Origin of the sequence: Salipaludibacillus sp. CF4.18 (assembly GCF_051262595.1) — a bacterium.
GTDB lineage: Bacteria > Bacillota > Bacilli > Bacillales > Salisediminibacteriaceae > Salipaludibacillus > Salipaludibacillus neizhouensis.
Genome location: NZ_JBIMEV010000022.1, coordinates 1 through 20,349, shown reverse-complemented (window position 1 = coordinate 20,349; position 20,349 = coordinate 1). Strand labels below are relative to the sequence as shown.

The window sequence follows — 20,349 nt, the reverse complement described above, 5'->3', positions numbered from 1 at the left end:
CGTATTAAAGACTTGCTGTAATTTTTATATATGCAAAAATTGTTTAATTTTATCGTCATCTAACATGGTTCCAACATAGAAGGAACCAAACTCACCGTAGCGAGCGCTCACTTCGTCAAAGCGCATTTCATATACGAGTTTCTTGAATTGCAATACATCATGTGCAAACAAAGTAACTCCCCACTCCCAGTCGTCTAACCCAACCGATCCAGAGATGATTTGGCGTACCTTTCCAGCATAGCTTCGGCCAATCATACCATGGCTTCTCATCATCGTTTGGCGTTCTTCCATCGGCAGCATGTACCAATTGTCATTTCCTTGACGACGCTTGTCCATAGGATAGAAACAAACATATTTCCATTTCGGTAATATAGGTTTCAAACGAGCTTGAATTTCAGGGTCTTGATCAGGATCCTTATCGGCAGGAAGATAATTACTTAATTCCACGACAGAAACATAGGAATAGGTAGGAACAGTATATTCCGCCAATTCTGTTTTGTTAAAAGCAGTTTCCAGTTCAATTAACTCGTCCATTGTTGGGCGCAAAAGAAAAATCATAAAGTCAGCCTTTTGACCAAGAATCGAATAAAGTCCATGACTTCCTTCGAACTTTGCTTGTGTTTTATTCCACTTTTCAAGTAGTTTCATAAATTCAGACATGATCGATTCACGCTTTTCAGAGGAAAGCTTTTTCCACTCTGTCCAATTCATCTTTCGACAATCATGCAAGCAATACCATCCATCTAACGTTTTTGCTGGTTCTGCCATATTTATTCACTCCATTTCTTATTATGTATGATCACTCGTCACTCATTTCATCACAACTTCTATTATACAAGCACCGACTCGAAAAACAAACAGCACGCCGTGAACTACCCCCCACTTAAATTCTAACGAATATTGAAGTGGGGGCTTCTCGAATAATAGGTGCTTTTATTAGCCACCCAAATTGACCGAGCTATCTCCGCTGTACCAGCGGTTCCATCTATTATTTAGGCTATTTTTGTTTCAGAAAGGAGTCTTTTTCCTTCGTTTTTAATATTCTTTGCCGCATTTTCGTCACGGTCAGATTCGTTCCCACATGAACATGTATACGTTCTTTCTGAGAGAAATAGCGTATCTTTCACTTCCCCACATTCGAAACACATCTTCGAAGAAGGGAACCATTTGTCAATTTTGACAAATGACTTCCCACGGTCTTCGAACTTGTATTGTAAGAAAGTTGTAAACCTACCCCAACTGTTATCAGATACGCTTTTCCCGAATGTAAGAGACTTAGACATGCCTTTCATATCAAGGTCTTCGATAGCAACGGCGTCGTACTTATTTGCCAACTCATAACTCTTTTTATGGAGGAAATCACGACGTTGATTAGCCGTTTTTTCTTGTAACTTTGCCACTTTCCGTTTCTGTTTGTCCCAACGATTGGAACCCTTTTTACGGCGTGACAAAACTCGCTGCTCTTTCGCAAGTTTTTCAAGAGATTGACGATAAAATCGAGGGTAATTGGCTTTCTCACCATCGCTTGTCACGTACAATTCACTCATTGAAAAATCAAGTCCAACAATGTTATGAGGATCAACGGGTTTCTTTGCTTCTTCAAATTCCGTTAGAATCGAAGCGTAGATTTTCCCCGAACCAGTCATCGAGATGGTAACAGACTTCAATCGATGCGTTTCCGGAATGTCTCTATGTTGCTTTACCTTTACCCATTTTAATTTAGGTAACTTGAGATGACCATCCAAAATTTCTATATTTCCATTCACAAGATTGGTCGTATAGGATTGCTTATGTTTCTTGCTTTTGAATTTCGGAAACTTGGTATTCTTTTTGAAGAATGATTTATACGCTTTATCCAAGTTCATTTGAGCATTCGCTAAGGAAAGACTATCAACTTCTTTTAGAAACGGATAATCCGTTTTGTATTTAGCTGGAGTTGGATGCTTTTGTTTCACCAACATATCTTTGTTATCCTTGAATCTCTCATACGTATCGATTCTATCATTTAGCATTTTGTTGTACGTAAATCGTACACAACCAAATGTTTTCTTCATTAAATGAAGTTGTTCGATTGATGGGTATAAACGAAATTTGAATGCTTTGTTCTTTTTGGTCATATCAAGACACCTCCAAACATGTGTTTGTAGGTTTATTTTACCAAATCCCTGTCTATTTGTCTTTGTTTTTGCTTTTTATTTTCTGAAAAAAAGATAAAAAAAAGAGCCATTCATCTCCCACCTAAAATTCTACCAAATTTTTGAGGAAGGAGACTTCTGGCTATAGTTCGTTAAATTAGTTTACAAGATTACTTTGATCCAGAACGACTTAAGAATGCCTGAATCGCACGATGATGATCCTTTGATTTGCCAGCAGCACGTTGGCCGGTTACTTCAGCGTCCAGCACTTGTCTTAGAGGCAAAACTGTTCCTGCTTTCATATTCTGTTTCATGGAAGAGTAGGCAGGCATAGGGACACGCGTCAATACATGAATAAATTTCTCCGGATGACCGATGTCCTGAATCAGTCCAATGCGGAGGGCTTCTTCTGAATCGATTGTGTCACCGAGTGCTAATTCAAGAGCTTTGGCAAACCCGACAATTCTCGGTAAGAAATAAGAAGCACCAGCATCAGGAGTTAAACCTATATGCAGAAAACTCAAGGCAATTTTAATACCGGGATCGGCGAATCGGAAATCACAGGCAAGGGCAAGACTGAGGCCAGCCCCCACAGCAGTGCCGTTCATGTGAGCTACGGTTGGTTTCTCTATGCTGTCGATGAGCATGACGAGTTTGTTATAGGTACTTTCTAAATACGCTCCGTAATCAAAGGATTCCATCTCTTTTACAGGAATACGTTTTAGATCAGCGCCACTAGAAAAAGAGCCATCGGTACCAGTGAGGAGAATGACTTTAACCTCCCCATCTTTCCGGGCAGCTAAAAAGGCTTCGTATAGCTCCTCATGCATCTCGGTGTTTATCGCATTCTTCACGTGTGGCCGATTCATCGTAATCGTCGCCAGACCATCTTGTACATCATAAAGGACGGTAGTTTGTTTATTAGTTCCTCCTTGTTTAAGAAAAACGGCATAGCCGTCTTTTCTTAAATGTAGGGTCAGCTTCCACCGCCATGTTTTAAGTATCAAGGGTGGGTTTCCCTTGATACGTGCGGTTTGAAGGTAGCTGCCAATTTTATAAATTCTAGTGTATCTCTTAATATAAGACGCTAAGCATTTTTTTATAAAGCTCGTGCTAATACAGCGCCGTCGTATATTGCTTTTTTTGCATCTAATCCAAGTGCATCCTTGGCACCACCGATAATATGCACCGGTTTACCTAGTTGAGTCAGAGTCTCAACCAAATCATTATTAGTCAGCTGTCCAGCAGCAAGAACTACGGTATCTGCTTTTAGCGTTTTCTTTTCGCCATCAAGCGTATACGTAACGGAATAGGCGTCTATACAGTGATAATGGTCGATTCCACCAATCATTTGGACGCCATTTTGCTTCATTTCCATGATCGTTGCCCACCGTGTTGTTTTGCCAATTCCTTTTGCAAACGACTTGCTTCGTTGTAAAAGTGTGATCGATGAGACCCCTTTTTCTTTTAAAAATAACGCCAAATCGCATGCAATACCACCACCACCAATAATCACAACATTGTTACCAGTTTTCGCAGTTCCTTCAAAAACTTGGCGGTAGGAAATAATATTAGGATCATTCACCCCATCAATTTCGGGTACACGAGGAATAATACCTGTAGAAAGAATGATTTCATCTGCTTGCTTAATAAGTGGGTCTTCTCCAGTAAGGTGTGTACCGAGTTTAACGGTGACACCTAGTAGCTTTAATTGGACACGGTAATAACGTAATGTTTCATAGAATTCCTGTTTTCCTGGGATTCGTTTTGAATAATTGAGTTGACCGCCAATTTGATCTTTTTCATCTACAATAGTGACAGAATGTCCGCGTTCAGCCGCAACTCGTGCTGTTTCTAATCCTGCCGGCCCTGCACCAATGATAAGAATGTTCTTCTTCGTTTTTGCTGGAATCATGAGAAGTTCCGTTTCACGTCCTGCCTCTGGGTTTACGAGGCAAGTCGCAGCTTTTCCTTCAAAAACATGGTCAAGACAGGCTTGGTTACAGGCAATACAAGTATTTACCTCGTCAAAACGACCTTCCCTTCCTTTGGTGACAATCTCGGGATCAGCTAAAAATGGACGGGCCATCGACACTAATTGAACCGTCCCTTTCTCAAGAATGTCATTTGCGTCCTGCGGATCATTAATTCGATTGCTTGCTACCACGGGAATATCGACTTCTTGAGCAATTTTCTCAGCAACAGGTACGAATTTCATCCGAGGTACTTTCATTGAAATAGTAGGTACGCGAGATTCGTGCCAGCCAATCCCGATGTTGAGCAGATCTGCCCCAGCTTTCTCCACTCTTTTTGCAAAGTGAAGCGTTTCCATTTCAGTTGTGCTTCCTTCAATTAAATCAAGTCCTGACATGCGAAACAAAACAGGATAGTCGGGTCCAACCGTGCGACGGACAGCTTCGGTGATTTTCAAGGCAAATTGAAGTCTATTTTCAAATGAGCCACCCCAGTTGTCGGTCCGTTTATTGGTAACGGGGGAGAGGAATTGATTAATAAGATATCCTTCCGAACCCATGATTTCCACGGCATCAAAGCCGGCGTCTTTCGCTCGGCGTGCGCCTTGGGCAAAGTCTTCAATCGTTCGTTTGATGTCTTCCTCGGTCATTTCCCTCGGTTGATCAGGGTTGATTGGTGATTGAAGAGGAGAGGGGGCAACCGGGTCTAGTTGAGTACTCGCTTTATACGCATATCGGCCAGCATGAAATAATTGCAGGGCAATGGCGCCACCTTCGTCATGAACGCCTTGCGTCAACGGTTTCCATCGTTGAACATCCTCTTCTTCATAAATCGTCATGAAGTCAAGGCCACCGCTGCCTTCTGCATTCACAGCAGCACCACCCGTGACAATCAGACCAACATCATGTTTAGCCCGGAGCTTGTAAAACTCAGTCAGCTTTTCAATCCCATTCTCAAGACCTTCAATTCCAACGTGCATCGAACCCATAATAACTCTGCTTCTCAAAGCTAAACCATTGATAGAAATCGGCTTAAATAACGATTCGCAATGCATAAAATCCCCCTTAGATTTTGACAAGGTAAAGAAATAGTTGATTCTTTCCTTTTATTACGTTTGAATAAAATGAGTGACTATTCATTCATTATACTGAAAAAAGGGAGAAGATTGCAATGAGAAGGAAGTATCGATTTGAAACAATCAGGATTTTTAAGATTGGAGAAGGAAGGGTATAGTAATAAAAGTTCCTTTTTAAGACGGATCATTTTCCTTATGATTGAAGGAAACGATTACACTTTTTGGAAAATTAGAACTTTAATTTGAAGCGCATGAATAATTTATTTTTACCTAAAGAAAGAGTATGCTAAAAGGTAGAGAGTATTAAAGGAGGTTTTCCTGTGAGCGATATGTTTAAAGGAATAGCAGAGGAAGTAAAAGACAAGAATCCGGCAATTGTTTTTCCCGAGGGAACAGATGAGAGAATATTAAAGGCGACGGTTCGGTTGCAAGCGGAAGGAATTTTGAAGCCAATTCTGATTGGAAATAAGAAAGAAATTTTCTCGAAAGCTGCAAGTCTGAATCTTGAAGCAGACACACTTACTGTCATTGACCCTGAAACGTACGAATTTGATGAACTTGTGGAAGCATTTGTGAAACGTAGAAAAGGCAAAGCTACAAAAGAAGAGGCAGAAAAAATCTTGAAAACTCCAAATTATTTCGGAACAATGCTTGTTTACGTGGGTAAAGCACTTGGGTTAGTTAGTGGCGCTGCTCACTCAACGGGCGATACGGTCCGTCCGGCACTTCAAATTATTAAAACAAAAGAAGGCGTGAAAAAGACGTCTGGAGTATTCGTCATGGTTAAAGGAGATCAGCGTTATATATTTGGTGATTGTGCGATTAATATCTCTCCAGATAGTAATGACCTCGCTGAAATTGCTGTCGAAGCTGCAAAAACGGCAAAGGTATTTGGTATCGATCCAAAAATAGCAATGCTTAGTTTTTCAACAAAAGGTTCTGCTGTTAGTCCTGAAACAGAAAAAGTTATCGCAGCTACCAAGATCGTTCAAGAAAAAGCACCGCATCTTACCGTTGACGGGGAATTCCAATTCGACGCTGCATTTGTGCCATCTGTTGCAATGAAAAAAGCACCGGATTCTCCGCTTAAAGGAGAAGCAAATACATTTATCTTCCCGAGTTTGGAATCTGGCAACATTGGCTATAAAATCGCCCAACGATTAGGAGAGTTCGAAGCAATTGGTCCAATCCTGCAAGGGTTAAACCAACCGGTAAATGACCTTTCCAGAGGTTGTAATGAAGAAGATGTGTACAAGCTCGCACTTATTACAGCAATGCAAGGTGTGACAGAGTAAATAAAGAAAGTGACCCCCGTTCGGCGAGAAGCTGGCGGGGGTTATTTGTCTTTTTGTGGTGGGCGTTCGTCATTTGTAGGTGGTAGGTGCTCCTGGGTTACTCGTCGCAGAAAACATTGCTACCGGCGAAGCACCTACAAAAGTAGCAGGAAGAAAACGGGAGTATAAGCGAGGATGAGGGAGTTTGAGAAGGCGTTTTTCGCCGATCTTCTAAAACTCCCTCAACTTTTCTAAAACCTCCTTAAATGCTACTTCGTTATCAACTTGGCGCATCGATCGGAAAGGATCCCCTTCCTTTGCAACTCTCTCAATGACTGCAGGGAGGTTAAACGAATAGGGAGTTAATCCCGAATCCACTTCAGGCCAGAAGAGGGGTGTAGCGATGAGTCCGGCTTCATGACCTCGCGGAGAATAAGGAGTAATGATTGTTTTTCCTTTATCATGTTGAATGTAATCCAAGTACAGTCTATTGCCGCGGTTCTTTTTCATTCGCTCGATCGTAAACCAATCAGGTTCCTGCTCACATAAAAATTTGCAGACGAACGAGGTAAATATTCGTGTGTCTTCATAGCTGAATACATTTTCGGGTAATGGAATGTAAAGCTGGAGCCCTTTCCTGCCTGAGGTTTTTACGAAAGATTCAAGCTGAAACTCATCGAATATCGCTTTCATCCTCACTGCTGCTTCAACAGCCAAGGAAAATTCCTTCATAGAAGGCGGATCCAAATCTAGGACAATCTCAGTCGGATAACTAGTACGGATCGTTTCAAACGGCGTATGAAATTCCAACGCTAGCTGGTTGCCGAGCCATAACAGTGTTTCTAATTCGTTACAAATAATATAATCAATCTCGTCCTTCGTTTCAGTTTGGACAAAATCAGGCGCATAATCAGGAGAATTCTTTTGATAAAAAAGCTCTCCATCAGCACCATGAGGGTATCGTATAACGGTTAAAAGACGATCCTTTAAAAATGGTAAAAGGTATGGTGACATGTGTTGTAAATACAATAAATAGTCGTCTTTGTGGATACCCTGCTCAGGCCAGACAGGTTTGTCTGGACTAGTAATCGGAACCGTTTCCGGAAGCTCGAAAAGCTGTTTCTCCATTTGTTTCCACGAACACGAGGAAGGGTCTACTTCAAATTGAAAGGAGTGGAATCTTGGCTCACGAAGATGCTTTCCATCAAAATCAATGCAAGCAATATCTGCACATACAGATGGGGGAATGTGGAAACTTCCGTCTGATTGTTTCACCCCGTTTTTTTGAAATAAAGTACGTAATGTTTTCTCCTCTTCCTCAGCCAAACCGTGTTTGAACTGGACAATGACCAGAAACTTTTTACCGTCATAAACGCCGCCATCAAAGTATCCGTTTTTAGGATTATAAGTGGACAGCGCCACTGTAATCATCCGCCAATGCTTTTTTTTCAGCCACTGAGTTGTCCGTTTTCCACTTTCCCACGTACTCGTTTTTCTTTTTGCGATAGCACCTTCGCCATGATAGACGACAATATTATGCCACAATTCTTCCCAGTTTTGAAAAACTTCGATTGCTTGCAAACTGTGAGAATCCTGCGCATCAACCTTGAGAGGGAGATGAAGTTTCTTGAAAAAAGAAGACATCTGCTTTTTTCGGGATGGCAACGTTTTATTCCTAAGAGATTCCCCCTTTAACGTTAAGAGGTCAAACGCAATATATTTGCAGGGAAAAGAAGTGGCATGATTTGAAATGACATCTTTACTTTTCATCCGGCCACGGCGCTGCACCTCGGAGAATTTGCTGCGCCATGGATTAAGGAGAAATACAATTTCGCCATCGAGCGAAAGAGGGAGGAAGGGCTTCACTTCTTCATACATCTTTTCACAAAACTGAATGATCTCAGGAAAATTAGCATTTAAGTTTTTACCATTACGGCTAGATAATTCAGGTGTTTTTTCACGCCAATGCAGTAAACATCGAAATCCATCATACTTCGCTTCATAAATCCACCCTGATGTTTCAGGAAACTCCTCGACAGGTGTTAATAACATTGGTTTCACGAAAGACCTCCTTTAGCATGATTATTTTTAACAATTTCCCAAGCAACCATGCATAAAAAACAGCAAAAACCTGCAAGTTAATGAGAAAAGCGTAACCACTTTGAACATCAAAGCTGGTCGTGAAAGCGGATCGTGAAATTCGAATTTGTCAATTCCAGCATCTCTGTGGGAAGTAAATAACAGCTTGTTAAAAACCAGCATAAAAATATAAAAAGCAGGTGAATGTACATGCATACAATGTGGAAAGGAAGCATCAGCTTCGGATTAGTGAGTATACCGGTAAAACTCCACGCAGCAACAGAAAATAAAGATCTAAAATTGAGACAGCTTCATAAAGAGTGTCACACGCCAATTTCATATGAAAAAGTTTGTCCTGGCTGTGAAAAGGAAATAACAAATGATGATATCGTGAAGGCGTATGAGTATGAAAAAAATAAATTTGTCGTCTTGGATGACGAAGATTTAGAAAAGCTGAAGAAAGAAAACGATGATAAGTCCGTGGAAATTATTGATTTTGTAAAGCTTGAGGAAATCGACCCTATATATTTTGAAAAAAGCTATTTTCTTGCGCCGAACGATGGTGGAGGCAAGGCCTATGCCTTGTTAAGAGAAGCGCTGAAAGACTCGGGGAAAATTGGTGTAGCTAAAATCATCATTCGTTCAAAAGAACAACTTGCCGTTGTCCGTGTTTATGAAAATACCCTTCTTATGGAGACAATTCACTTCCCGGATGAAGTAAGAGGAACGGGAGAATTACAGCTTCCAGATGATCAGAACGTCAGTAAAAAAGAATTAGATACGGCACTTATGCTGATCAAACAATTAACGACTCCGTTTGAAGCAGATAAGTATCATGATGAGTATCGTTCTGCTTTACTGGAATTAATTGAAGAGAAACGTGCCGGGAAAGACACTGTCGAAACAACCGATGCAAAAAAGCCGGCAGCTAAATCAAATGTTACCGATTTAATGTCAGCACTTCAGGCTTCAGTAGATAGAACGAAGAAGAAACCAGGTAAGACAACCGCGAAGAAAAGGGCTCCTGCAACGCCTAAGCCAAAAACCGGAAAAAGTAAGGGAGTATCTTAAGAAAAGCGGCAGAGCCGTCTTTTGTTAAATACAGCCAGCTTCCGTCGCCCGAGTAGCACCTACGAAGTGTGTGTAGGTGCTACTCGAATGGAGGTGGATTCCCTTGACACGCGTGGCGTAAAGATAGCTGTCATACATTATTTCTTAAAAAAACAGGGGTGTCTCAAAAGGTTATTTAGCCTTTGAGACACCCCTAACTATGAGCAGAAGCTTTCGTTAGTCCTCCGCAAGCTTTTCATTTCGTTTTAACATTCGCGCAATATTTTCTTCATACAATTGCCAGCCTTTTTCATCAAGCTCGTACATAGCCAAGTGGGAACTTAAGTCTTTTAGTTGCAGCAGCATTCGATGGGTGATCGATTCAATCGAATACTGAGCACTGGATAACTCCTCAAGAGAAGCCATTTTAGCGGGTTCAATTTTTGGATAGTCAAAATTGGTCGTTGTATCTTGCACACTTCGATCATAAAACTCTCGAATTAGAGCTGCCCGATCAAAACCACTTCCACTAACCGCAAGATAAATTTGTACCGCAACACCTCCACGTAAACGCCGTTGAGAAATACCAGCGAATTTCCGTCCTCCGATACTTAAATCATACCTCCCGGGACAGTAGGATTCTTTAATTTCCCCATCCAAAATTTCATCAGCAACTTCATAGAGTAACGCGCGGGTAAATGCCACCATTAGATCATATCCGCGATTTATGGTAAGCTCTCGGTCCTCTTTAAAAATCAAGGATAAATTAAACACCTCAGGATCAAGAACAACAGCCAGCCCGCCGGAATTACGAACAATGACTTCGTATCCTTGGTTTTTTAAAAAAGTAATTCCTTCATTGATAAAAGGTAGTCTACTGTCCTGAATCCCTAACACGATCGTTTTATTGTGCACCCACGTCCGAGCAATTCCTGTCTCGGGCATTTCTGAAATCCGGCGGCACAATGTATCATCCATGGCAAAAGAATACATCGGATTCATTGCAAGACCAGAGACCGATTGATCGAGAACAAGCCAGTTTTTTCGGGTAAGTAACGGTTGAATATTTTCCATTTCCTAAACTCCTCTACAAGCTAAACGCATATGGAAAAATTATATCACATTTTCTTCACATAATTTATCGCTATAGCCGTTGCAATCGGTTCAATAGAGACTGTAAAATGATTTAAGGATAATAGTAGTATTCAAAGGACGTGGAGAATTTGGCAAATAAATTTTTAATTTGTGATGATTGTGATGCCACAAACATTAAAACATTAGTTCCGAAGCTCAAAAAACTAGATCCAGATGCGGAAATCGAGATAGGTTGCCAATCCTATTGCGGCCCTGGGAGAAAAAAAGTCTTCACTTTTGTCAACGATCGTCCAGTAGCAGCCATCGATGAGGATCTATTGCTGGAAAAAGTGAAAAAACGAATGAAGTAATGTTTGGCTTATTTTAATGAATGTGCAAGGAGAAAAACTTGCGGCAGCGGACGGGAAAAACAGCAGACAAATGAGAAAAACATAAACGGAATGAGCCTTGCAAGGCAAAAAGATTTAGGAACTAAAACAATTAAACCTTATTTTTCCAAGCACTGTAACGTATAATTGAAGCAACGTATTTAATACATAAACAGTCTTTACGGAGGGGGGAACGAAATAATATGAGAAGACCTGATGGAGAACTTGAGGAAGAAAAGGTTTTTAAGGATCCGGTTCACCGTTATATTCATGTGAGGGATGAGTTGATTTGGGACTTGATTGGTACGAAGGAATTCCAACGGCTGCGGAGGATTCGTCAGCTGGGAACGACGTATGTGACTTTTCATGGTGCTGAGCACACACGTTTTAATCATTCGCTTGGTGTGTATGAGATTATGCGCAGGATGGTTGAAAATCTGGAGAAAAAGGGGAAGTGGGATGCGGATGAGCGGTTGGTTTGTTTATCATCGGCGTTGCTGCATGATGTTGGCCATGGTCCATTTTCCCATTCTTTCGAGAAGATTTTTCATATGGATCATGAAAAGTGGACGCGCGAAATTATCCTGGGTGACACGGAAATTAATAGCGTGCTGCGAAGAATGGGGGATGATTTTCCGTTAAAGGTGGCGGATGTGATTGCGAAAACGTATGATAATAAGCTGCTAGTCAGTCTTATTTCGAGTCAGATTGATGCGGATCGTATGGATTATTTGCTGCGTGATGCGTTTTACACGGGAGTGAGTTATGGTCAGTTTGATATGGAGCGAATTCTTCGGGTAATGAGAGCGGATGAGGACCAGGCGGTATTTAAGCATAGCGGAATGCATGCTGTAGAGGATTACATCATGAGTCGCTATCAGATGTACTGGCAGGTGTATTTTCATCCAGTGACGAGAAGTGCGGAGGTTATTTTGAGTAAGATCCTGCATCGGGCGAAAGAGCTGTTAGCTCAGGATTATGCTTTTAAACTGACGCCACATCATTTTTTATCGATGTTCAATGGAAAGGTTACATTAAGGGATTATTTGAAAATGGATGAATCGGTCATTTTATTTTATTTTCAGGAATGGGAAGAAGAGGAAGACTCCATTCTTAAGGATTTGTGCAGTCGTTTCATGCACCGGAATTTATTTAAATATGTGGAATGTGATCCTAGTAAGCAAATGGTCATTTGGCAAGAGTTACGGGCTCTTTATCAGAAAATCAGGCTTGACCCGGATTATTATTTGGTCATCGATTCATCCTCGGATTTGCCGTACGATTTTTATCGGGCAGGGGAGAAGGACGAGCGGGTGCCGATTCATTTATTAATGCCGGATGGAAAGCTGCGGGAACTATCGCGTGAATCGGATCTTGTTGAATCGATTTCGGGTAAAAAGCGGACGGATCATAAGCTGTATTATCCTAAGGATTTGTTAATGGATCAAACGGAATTTCCCGAGGAGAAACAACGAATTATGGCTTTGCTGGTAAATCAGGAGGGGTAGCTTTGTTACAAGAACATGCCAAAATTATGGCTTTAATCAATCAAACTGGTGAAATTGAAGGACGAAAGAAACTGCAGAAGATCGTTTATATAGCAAAAAAGATGGATTTCCCTTTTTATGAGAAATATCAGTTCCACATGTATGGTCCGTATTCTGAAGAGCTTACGCTTCGCGTGGAGGAAATGTGTGAATTAGAATTCGTAACGGAAGTGAAAGAGCAACAGGCTGGATATCAGCATTACCGCTATGAGCTGTCGGATAAAGGGCGGGAATTTCTTTCGGTTATGGCGGAGGGGTTTCCCGAAGAAACGGAAATTCTTCAAGAGATGAATGGTTATTCTATTCGGTTTCTCGAGCTTGTATCGACAGTGCTTTATTTCGAGGAGTTGTCTCGAGAGGAAGTAACAGCTAAGGTTTCAAAATGGAAAGCAAAGCTGAATTATACACAGGAAGATGTGGATAAAGCCTATGCATACATAGGAAGACTAAGGAATAATACTGTTGCGGTGTTGAATAGAGTGTAGCACCTGCGAACTGGCTTTGGTCAGGTGCTACTGGTAAGGTTTATTGATCGCTTGCTCGTTTGCCTGCGACGCCATAGTTTGCTGGAGACATTTCTTCGATAACTACGGATATTTTTTCTTTAGGTGCCTTTGTAGTATTCGTCACAGCTTCTGTCACTTGTTCTACAAGGTCACGTTTCTGATCGTCCGTACGACCTTCTAACATTTGAACGGTTACGATTGGCATAATTTGATCTCTCCTTTTCTCTTTAGATGATTAGTATAGCCCACTAAAGGATAACATTCTAGAAGGACGGTTTGAATCTTTTAATAAAAGACGCTACGCGTTTTTCTCAGAGTGCTCAGAATGCGCATTGCTTTTGAAACATGGGAAAAACGTTGTATGATAGACTAGAAATAGGTATCAATGAATGATTGAAGGCGAGGGATTATTGATGAATGAAAAGGATAAAGAGAAAAATGAGAAGATAAAAAAGATGTCTACCAGTTTTAATATTCTAAGTGGCGATTCGACCGATGGCCATGGCGGCTATGGTGTTGGGACGTTGAACTTAAATAATATTACTCCTGTGTTTGTGGATGTTGAAGGCGGAGAAGCATTTGTTGATATGGGAGCATTACACGCCCGGAGCGCAGTAGAAAAAAGAATCAAGTTTTTAAAAGAAAAAGAAGCAGTCCCTAATGGAAACTTGTTCTGGCTTGTGTGGGTGACCGTAGAACCTATGGAAGGTGGACCGGCATATGTTGGTGTAACTGCTTGTGAAATGATTGTTGACCGGGAAATTCGCCGAGGCTATAAAAGCATGCCGGAGCATGTAAATAACATGGATAAATCGTTGAAACGAAAAATTGTCGTCTCACAAATGGATGATAAAGGAAAAGCTATTTTAAAAGACTTTTTACAGACGTTTGATGAAGGCATGTGGGAGCGGGCAGATGCTCAACTTAATGAGGATTTGACTAGCTCTTAATAGTAAACGAACGTTTAAAACGAAATTTTATATAGTAGGAATAGTGTTATTTCAAGTATAGGGAATTTTAAAACAAGGTCTACAACACAGATTCTGTGTTGTGGCCTTGTTTTTTTTACGGGTAAGACTCTTTCAAACTGCTTATCAGAGACAATAACGGGATGTTTTACTTTGAATAGAGGTGCTCGAATCCGCTCTAGGCGGACGCTTTCCGTGGGCAATGCTTCAGCCTCCTCGGGAAAGTTCGTCCCTGCGGGGTCTTCAGCTATTGCTTTTCCCGCTGGAGTCGCCGCCTTCGCTACTTTGATCTTTTTCAGAAACAATAACAGTTACGTAAACTGCCTTTCTAAAAAATTGTTGTTTGGAAGAATCTGCGAGACTCCTGTGGAAGAATGATCCAAGTGAGACCCCGCAGAGCGTTCGTTTGCTCGAGGAGGCTCGCGGGTCATCCACGGAAAGCGAGCGGGAATTCTTCCAAACAACCTTCTGTGATAACAAAAGCAACTAATTAAATGAAAAATATTCCAATGCAGTTTTTCTTAGGGATTGTTGTTTGTTTCGAACAAAGGTGCTTGAATCATCTGTCTACGGATGTTGTTTTTCCCGGGAGTCGCCGTTTTGGCTTCGTATCTAAACTTAAATTACCAATTGAAAAAACAAGTTACTAGAGGGAATTATTTAAACGGAATGGATACGATAGACAGGGTTATTTGTGAACAAAATGTGAACAATTCGAAATAAGATTGCTACCGCTTCCACTATTTTGTAAACTTAAGCCACGCACCCACAGAAGTGCTAAGACAAAAAAGCAGACGAGGAGGGACCCCAATTCCCACTTCGTCTGTTTTTATATTTTTATTCATCAACTCGACCAATCAAAAATTCGATCGAGCCATTTTTCTTTTTTCTCTTCTTCGTCTTTTTTGTATTCTTCATCCATTTTGTCATCAGTTTCTTCCAGTTCCGTTTCGTCTAATCCTTGCTCAGGTGCCTGACAATATTCTGTTGGTTCCGTTCCATGAAAGAACAATGTTTTTCTTGTTAATGGACAATGTTCGTTTGCTAACAGCCCATTAAATGGATTGATCTCCACTTCCACGACGTTTTCGGGAATTGGAAAGGTTAATTTTAATTCTCCATCAAGCGATTCTTTCATAAATTTTGCCCAAATTTGTTTGGAGTGTTTGGCATCTCCTGATTCTAATGGAATTGCCTCGTCATATCCAACCCATACCCCGGTTAACAACTGTGGTGCATATCCAATCATCCAGCTATCCTTATCAGTAGAACCACTTTTTCCGGCTACAGGTCGATCAAAGCTTTCAGAAATGCTTCCTCCTGTTACTGCACCATAGCTAGTACTTAGCTCGGGTTCGAACATCCCTTCCATCATATTCGTCATCACTGCCGTGTAGGCAGGATTTAATTCCAGAACGGGTTCTTCATTGGCTTCATAAAGCACATTTTCATCTCGGTCGATCACTTTTTCAACAAATTGAGGATTGACCACGTACCCTCCATTTGCCAAAGGACTGTAACTTTTCGTAATTTCCAGCACGCCAAGGTCAACGGAACCAAGTGCTAACGAAGGAGCTGGCTTCAAAGGGCTTTCTATTCCGAACCTCTTTGCAGTATGAATTAAATCTTCGAAACCTAACAAAAAGTGAGTTTTCATCGCATAAATATTATCAGAAATAGCTAATGCCTGAAGCATTGTAATATAATCATTTGCGTACGAATGATTAAAGTTACTAGGAGAATACTCCTCGCGCCCTTCATCAAAAACAAAGGTTGTTTCTTCACTTTTTAGCATGGAATTAGGACTCAAACCATGTTCGAGTGCAGCATAATAAAGAAAAGGTTTCATTGCTGAACCCGGATGTCGTCGAGCTTGTGTCGCCCGATTAAAAGAGCTTTCCTTATAATTTTTCCCGCCCACAAGCGCCTTGACTTTACCTGTCCGTGGATCCATTGCTACAAAGGCTGTTTCCAAAGCATGGTCGGGAGCCATTTCTTCTGCGACAATAGCATCAGCTTTCTCCTGCATTGAGGAATCAAGGGTCGTATAAATATCTAGCCCACCACCGTCAATCATTGATTCTTCCATTCCGAGATCTTCTATAAGCCACATTCGCACAGCATCTTGAAAATAGGGTGCGATACGATTGCCGTGGATTTCCATGTCTTTAGAAAAAGAAATTACTTCGTTTTCAAACTTAGTGGCTTGTGAGTCTGAGATATATTCCGCATCATCCATGGCGTTTAGGACGACATGCTGGCGTTCAATCGACATATCCTCATTTAAATATGGGGAATAGACACTTGGTCCTTTTGGTATCCCGGCAAGAAGAGCGGCCTCACTATAGCTGAGATTCTCTGCGTTTTTTTGGAAGTAAAGCAGGGATGCCGCCTCTACACCGTAGGCACCATGGCCGTAATAAATCGTATTTAAATAACCTTCCAATATTTCTTTTTTCGAATAATGAAGTTCAAGCCGCAATGCATACAGCGCCTCTTGCCATTTACGCATCCATGTTTTATCATGTGTCAAAAATAAGTTTCGCGCATATTGCTGCGTAATTGTACTTGCCCCTTGCCCCTTCGTTCCGGTTTGCAAGTTAGCAATAACTGCTCGGGTAATTCGGATAGGATCAAAGCCATAATGATCGTAAAAACGTCTGTCCTCGATCGCGAGTGTCGCTTCTACAATAGACTCGGACATATGGTCTATAGGTACCCAGTACCGCTGCTCACCTTTATGATATTCTCCGATCGTTGCGCCATTTGCATCGTAAACGACGGTCGTTTCCGGAACACTTAAAGAAGGTGCCTCCATCTGATAGGCATAGATGACAAGAGCACTCAACGCCATAAAACCGCCAAACACGGATAAAACGCAACCCCAAACAAACTTACGAATCAAACGTCTTCGTTTCATATATGATTTCCTCGTGGCCAATTCCATCGCCGCCCACCTCCTTTTCGGGGTCAGACCCCCATTTATTTCCAAAATGGAATATGTATGTCAGAAAGTTATTATAAATTCCAAAATATGGGGGGTCTGACCCCTTTTCCATAGTTTTCCTAAAAAAGGGGTGACTTATACACGAGCTTAGGCGGAATTAATTTCTCGTTGTTAAGACATAAAAAAAAACCCCCTTGATCCCAAGGGGGCTTAGAAAAGTATTGGAGTATGAATCCGCGAAATTAGCGGATGTCTTTACATACTCCGTAGTCAATTAACGCTTGTTTAAGATTACTAACTACTTTAAAAGCTTTAAGATCAATTCCTAAAGAAACGATAGTTTGTGACATCTCCGGGCGAAGACCACTTAGGATAGGGGTAATCCCCAGGATTTTTAATAACTTCATAACGTCAGATAACCTTCTGGCAACGTAAGTATCAATGACAGAAACACCGGAAAGATCGATAAAGATAACATCTAGTTGATGATCAACGATTTGATTTACGGTTGTGTCCATTAACACTGCAGAACGCTCTTCATCCAAATGACCGACTAAAGGAAGGACAGCAATTCCTTTGGAAATTGGAACGATCGGGGCAGACATTTCTTTGATGAAATCATTTGTTTCATTAATTTTTTTCTCGTGATGTTTAACAAAAGCGACGGAAAAGGTATTAGCCGCTCGGTCTACGATACCATTTAAGATGAGAGAGGATTTGAAGATAGTTTCAGGCAATAGGCCATTTTCTTCAGACATTTTTTCAATCAGCTCCCAAATAACTCTTCGATACTGATTGGTAACGGGGAGTATAGCAGGCAAGGTTGCGCCTCGGACAATCGCATATTCGCCCAGTTTATTTGCCCACTCTTCAAGCAAAAGTTTGCTCTCTACACCATAAAAAGTTTTGACAGCAAGGTCTACAAACTCAAGTCTTATATTGAAAAGCTCCTCATCCGTTACAATTCCGTGAACATCGTAATTTTCTTTTTCATTCGCCAAAAGAGCAATAGAGTGAACAATCTCTTCTCGTTTAGCATTTATTTCTACACTAATTTTTTCGAGCTCATCTAAAACGGCAGGATTAGTAATATTATAATTTCTCATAGTCACCTCTTCTAATCTTTTTTTATATGTTATTTGAAGCACTTTAGAAAGCTTTGAGATAAAAATTGGCACTGATTCTTTTAAACAAGCACAAATACGTGATAAAGTAGTTTCTATTTTTGACCTCATGCAGTATACTTTTTCTGTTGGTTTTTAATTAGGAAAGTGATCAATTTTTTGAATCAATACTATTATACATGACTTTAGTGAAGGATAGCATATAAGAAAAACGGCATAGCCGCCAATTTTAAAATTCTTATCTTTTAAAAGTGAAAGTGAACAGGACCATAATGCAGATCATTTAAGAGCGTATAATAAGAACCTGAACAATGTGAATGAGTATCGTTTCCTGCAAAATCAATGAAATAGTCAAGGCCATAAATCTCTGTTAACGTACATTTTTTCAAAACGGTACCTTATACGACCGAAAGCGGTAGTCAATAGACTTTCAGCGTCAGACCACTATAAAAACGAAACTAACAGAGCTAACAATATAATGAGGTGAAAGTAAATGGGAATATGGTTTACAGAAAAACAGACAGAGAACTTTGGTATTACAGCAAAGGTTAAGCAAACGTATGTGAGTGAAAAGACAGATTTTCAACAGCTGGATATGGTAGAAACCGAGGAATTCGGAAACATGCTTTTACTTGACGGCATGGTCATGACAACGGAAAAAGATGAGTTCGTATACCATGAAATGATTGCACATGTGCCACTCCACACGCATCCGAACCCAAAGGATGTTCTCGTAGTTGGCGGGGGAGACGGCGGAGTGATCCGCGAGATTTTAAAGCATCCGGAAGTAAAAAAAGCAACATTAGTAGATATCGATGGGAAAGTAATTGAGTATTCGAAGCAGTATTTACCTTCAATTGCCGGCAGTCTCGATGACCCTCGTGTAGAAGTCAAAGTGGCAGATGGCTTCATGCATATTGCCGAAAGTGAGAACGAGTACGACGTCATTATGGTTGATTCCACAGAGCCGGTGGGACCTGCTGTAAACTTGTTTTCAAAGGGTTTTTACGAAGGAATCTCCAAAGCATTGAAAAAAGACGGTATTCTTGTCGCACAAACCGATAACCCTTGGTTTCACCAGGAGATCATTCAGAATGCATACCGAGATGTAAGTGAAACCTTTCCAATTACTCGACTTTACACGGCGAATATCCCAACATATCCAAGTGGATTATGGACATTTACAATTGGGTCTAAAAAACACGATCCATTGAAAGTCAAAGCGAATCGTTTCCATGATATAAAAACGAAGTATTACACGAATGAGATTCACTTCGCTGCTTTTGCGCTGCCTAAGTTTGTCTCGGATTTACTGAAATAAAGGAGGTATTGCCCATGTTTTTTGATGAGGGGTATTCAGGAAGAAAGTATATTATGGCCGATAAATCCTATAACGATGGTGATATCGTCATATTCGGCATGCCAATGGATTATACGGTTAGTTTCCGTCCAGGCTCACGCTTCGGACCAAACCGAATAAGGGAAGCGTCGATTGGTTTAGAAGAGTACAGTGTTTATTTGGACAGACACTTGGAAGATTTAAACGTACACGATGCTGGAGATATGCTTTTACCATTCGGTAATGCCGGAAAAAGTATCGAGATGATTGAAACGTATACAGAGCAGCTGCTAAAAGACGGAAAATTCCCTGTTGGTCTTGGTGGGGAGCATCTTGTTTCATGGCCGGTGATTCGATCGATGTTTAAAAAGTATGCTGATTTAGCGGTCATACATATAGATGCTCATGCTGATCTGCGAGAGGAATACGAGGGAGAAGTTCTTTCGCACTCGACACCGATTCGTAAAGCATGTGAGCTGATCGGTCCTAAAAATGTATACTCGTTCGGAATACGATCAGGCATGCGCGAAGAGTTTCAATATGCAAAAGAATCAGGAATGCATATGAGTAAATTTGACGTGGCAGAACCATTAAAAAAGATGTTACCGGAATTAGCAGGCAGGCCTGTTTATGTCACCATCGATATCGATGTACTAGATCCTGCATTTGCTCCTGGAACAGGCACGGCAGAAGCAGGTGGAATATCTTCTAAGGAGTTATTAGAAGCGATTCATGCGATTGCTGGTTCAGAAATAAAGGTTGTCGGGTGTGATCTCGTCGAGGTAGTACCTGCATATGATCCCTCCGAACAGACAGCGATAGCTGCAAGTAAGTTCATTCGTGAGATGCTGCTGGGATTTGTAAAATA

The 20,349-nt window shown here is 41.0% G+C and carries 18 protein-coding genes; 9 read left to right on the top strand and 9 right to left on the bottom strand.

What is annotated here, in order from left to right:
- Positions 1-24: 24 nt before the first annotated feature.
- From hemQ to ACHABW_RS13970, 4 genes are all read right to left on the bottom strand, one after another.
- Complete coding sequence (gene hemQ / locus ACHABW_RS13985) at positions 25-768, bottom strand: hydrogen peroxide-dependent heme synthase (RefSeq protein WP_435755872.1); 744 nt, start codon at positions 766-768, stop codon at positions 25-27.
- 224 nt (positions 769-992) lie between these two features.
- On the bottom strand, positions 993-2,117 hold the full coding sequence (locus ACHABW_RS13980; RefSeq protein WP_435755870.1) for an RNA-guided endonuclease InsQ/TnpB family protein: 1,125 nt from the start codon (positions 2,115-2,117) through the stop codon (positions 993-995).
- 188 nt (positions 2,118-2,305) lie between these two features.
- A complete protein-coding gene (locus ACHABW_RS13975; protein ID WP_435755869.1) occupies positions 2,306-3,142 on the bottom strand; it encodes an enoyl-CoA hydratase/isomerase family protein in 837 nt (278 codons plus the stop codon).
- Between the two features lie 92 nt (positions 3,143-3,234).
- A complete protein-coding gene (locus ACHABW_RS13970) occupies positions 3,235-5,163 on the bottom strand; it encodes an FAD-dependent oxidoreductase (protein WP_435755868.1) in 1,929 nt (642 codons plus the stop codon).
- 350 nt (positions 5,164-5,513) lie between these two features.
- Here ACHABW_RS13970 and pta point away from each other — a divergent pair, with 350 nt between their 5' ends.
- Entirely contained in the window at positions 5,514-6,479 is a 966-nt protein-coding gene (pta, locus tag ACHABW_RS13965; protein ID WP_435755961.1) for a phosphate acetyltransferase, read from the top strand.
- A 210-nt stretch (positions 6,480-6,689) separates the two neighbouring features.
- Here the strand turns inward: pta and ACHABW_RS13960 are convergent, their stop codons facing one another.
- Positions 6,690-8,510, bottom strand: a complete 1,821-nt coding sequence (locus tag ACHABW_RS13960; protein WP_435755959.1) for a DNA ligase D — start codon at positions 8,508-8,510, stop codon at positions 6,690-6,692.
- Positions 8,511-8,747: 237 nt separating this feature from the next.
- Here ACHABW_RS13960 and ACHABW_RS13955 point away from each other — a divergent pair, with 237 nt between their 5' ends.
- A complete protein-coding gene (locus ACHABW_RS13955; RefSeq protein ID WP_435755867.1) occupies positions 8,748-9,608 on the top strand; it encodes a Ku protein in 861 nt (286 codons plus the stop codon).
- Positions 9,609-9,824: 216 nt separating this feature from the next.
- On the opposite strand, the gene ACHABW_RS13950 is transcribed toward ACHABW_RS13955, so the two are convergent.
- Positions 9,825-10,661 carry a lipoate--protein ligase family protein gene (locus tag ACHABW_RS13950; protein WP_435755866.1) on the bottom strand — a complete coding sequence of 279 codons (837 nt, stop codon included), beginning with the start codon at positions 10,659-10,661 and terminating at the stop codon, positions 9,825-9,827.
- A gap of 149 nt (positions 10,662-10,810) precedes the next feature.
- Between ACHABW_RS13950 and ACHABW_RS13945 the strand changes: the two genes are divergently transcribed.
- From ACHABW_RS13945 to ACHABW_RS13935, 3 genes are all read left to right on the top strand, one after another.
- Positions 10,811-11,032: a DUF1450 domain-containing protein gene (locus tag ACHABW_RS13945; RefSeq protein ID WP_435755865.1), complete on the top strand. Its 222-nt coding sequence runs from the start codon at positions 10,811-10,813 to the stop codon at positions 11,030-11,032.
- 221 nt (positions 11,033-11,253) lie between these two features.
- Positions 11,254-12,558: an HD domain-containing protein gene (locus ACHABW_RS13940; RefSeq protein WP_435755864.1), complete on the top strand. Its 1,305-nt coding sequence runs from the start codon at positions 11,254-11,256 to the stop codon at positions 12,556-12,558.
- Positions 12,559-12,560: 2 nt separating this feature from the next.
- Entirely contained in the window at positions 12,561-13,082 is a 522-nt protein-coding gene (locus tag ACHABW_RS13935) for a YwgA family protein (protein WP_435755863.1), read from the top strand.
- A gap of 40 nt (positions 13,083-13,122) precedes the next feature.
- Here the strand turns inward: ACHABW_RS13935 and ACHABW_RS13930 are convergent, their stop codons facing one another.
- Positions 13,123-13,311 carry a 2-hydroxymuconate tautomerase gene (locus ACHABW_RS13930; RefSeq protein ID WP_435755957.1) on the bottom strand — a complete coding sequence of 63 codons (189 nt, stop codon included), beginning with the start codon at positions 13,309-13,311 and terminating at the stop codon, positions 13,123-13,125.
- Positions 13,312-13,516: 205 nt separating this feature from the next.
- Here ACHABW_RS13930 and ACHABW_RS13925 point away from each other — a divergent pair, with 205 nt between their 5' ends.
- A complete protein-coding gene (locus tag ACHABW_RS13925; RefSeq protein ID WP_110938822.1) occupies positions 13,517-14,053 on the top strand; it encodes a YwhD family protein in 537 nt (178 codons plus the stop codon).
- 618 nt (positions 14,054-14,671) lie between these two features.
- Positions 14,672-14,794 carry a hypothetical protein gene (locus tag ACHABW_RS13920; RefSeq protein WP_435755862.1) on the top strand — a complete coding sequence of 41 codons (123 nt, stop codon included), beginning with the start codon at positions 14,672-14,674 and terminating at the stop codon, positions 14,792-14,794.
- A gap of 121 nt (positions 14,795-14,915) precedes the next feature.
- Here ACHABW_RS13920 and ACHABW_RS13915 read toward each other — a convergent pair whose 3' ends face one another.
- On the bottom strand, positions 14,916-17,018 hold the full coding sequence (locus ACHABW_RS13915; protein ID WP_435755861.1) for a transglycosylase domain-containing protein: 2,103 nt from the start codon (positions 17,016-17,018) through the stop codon (positions 14,916-14,918).
- 242 nt (positions 17,019-17,260) lie between these two features.
- On the bottom strand, positions 17,261-18,124 hold the full coding sequence (locus ACHABW_RS13910; RefSeq protein ID WP_435755860.1) for an STAS domain-containing protein: 864 nt from the start codon (positions 18,122-18,124) through the stop codon (positions 17,261-17,263).
- A 511-nt stretch (positions 18,125-18,635) separates the two neighbouring features.
- Between ACHABW_RS13910 and speE the strand changes: the two genes are divergently transcribed.
- Positions 18,636-19,463 (top strand): spermidine synthase, encoded by an 828-nt coding sequence (speE, locus tag ACHABW_RS13905; RefSeq protein WP_435755859.1) that lies wholly within the window; start codon positions 18,636-18,638, stop codon positions 19,461-19,463.
- 14 nt (positions 19,464-19,477) lie between these two features.
- A partial coding sequence (gene speB, locus ACHABW_RS13900; protein WP_435755858.1) for an agmatinase occupies positions 19,478-20,349 on the top strand: 872 nt, incomplete at its 3' end.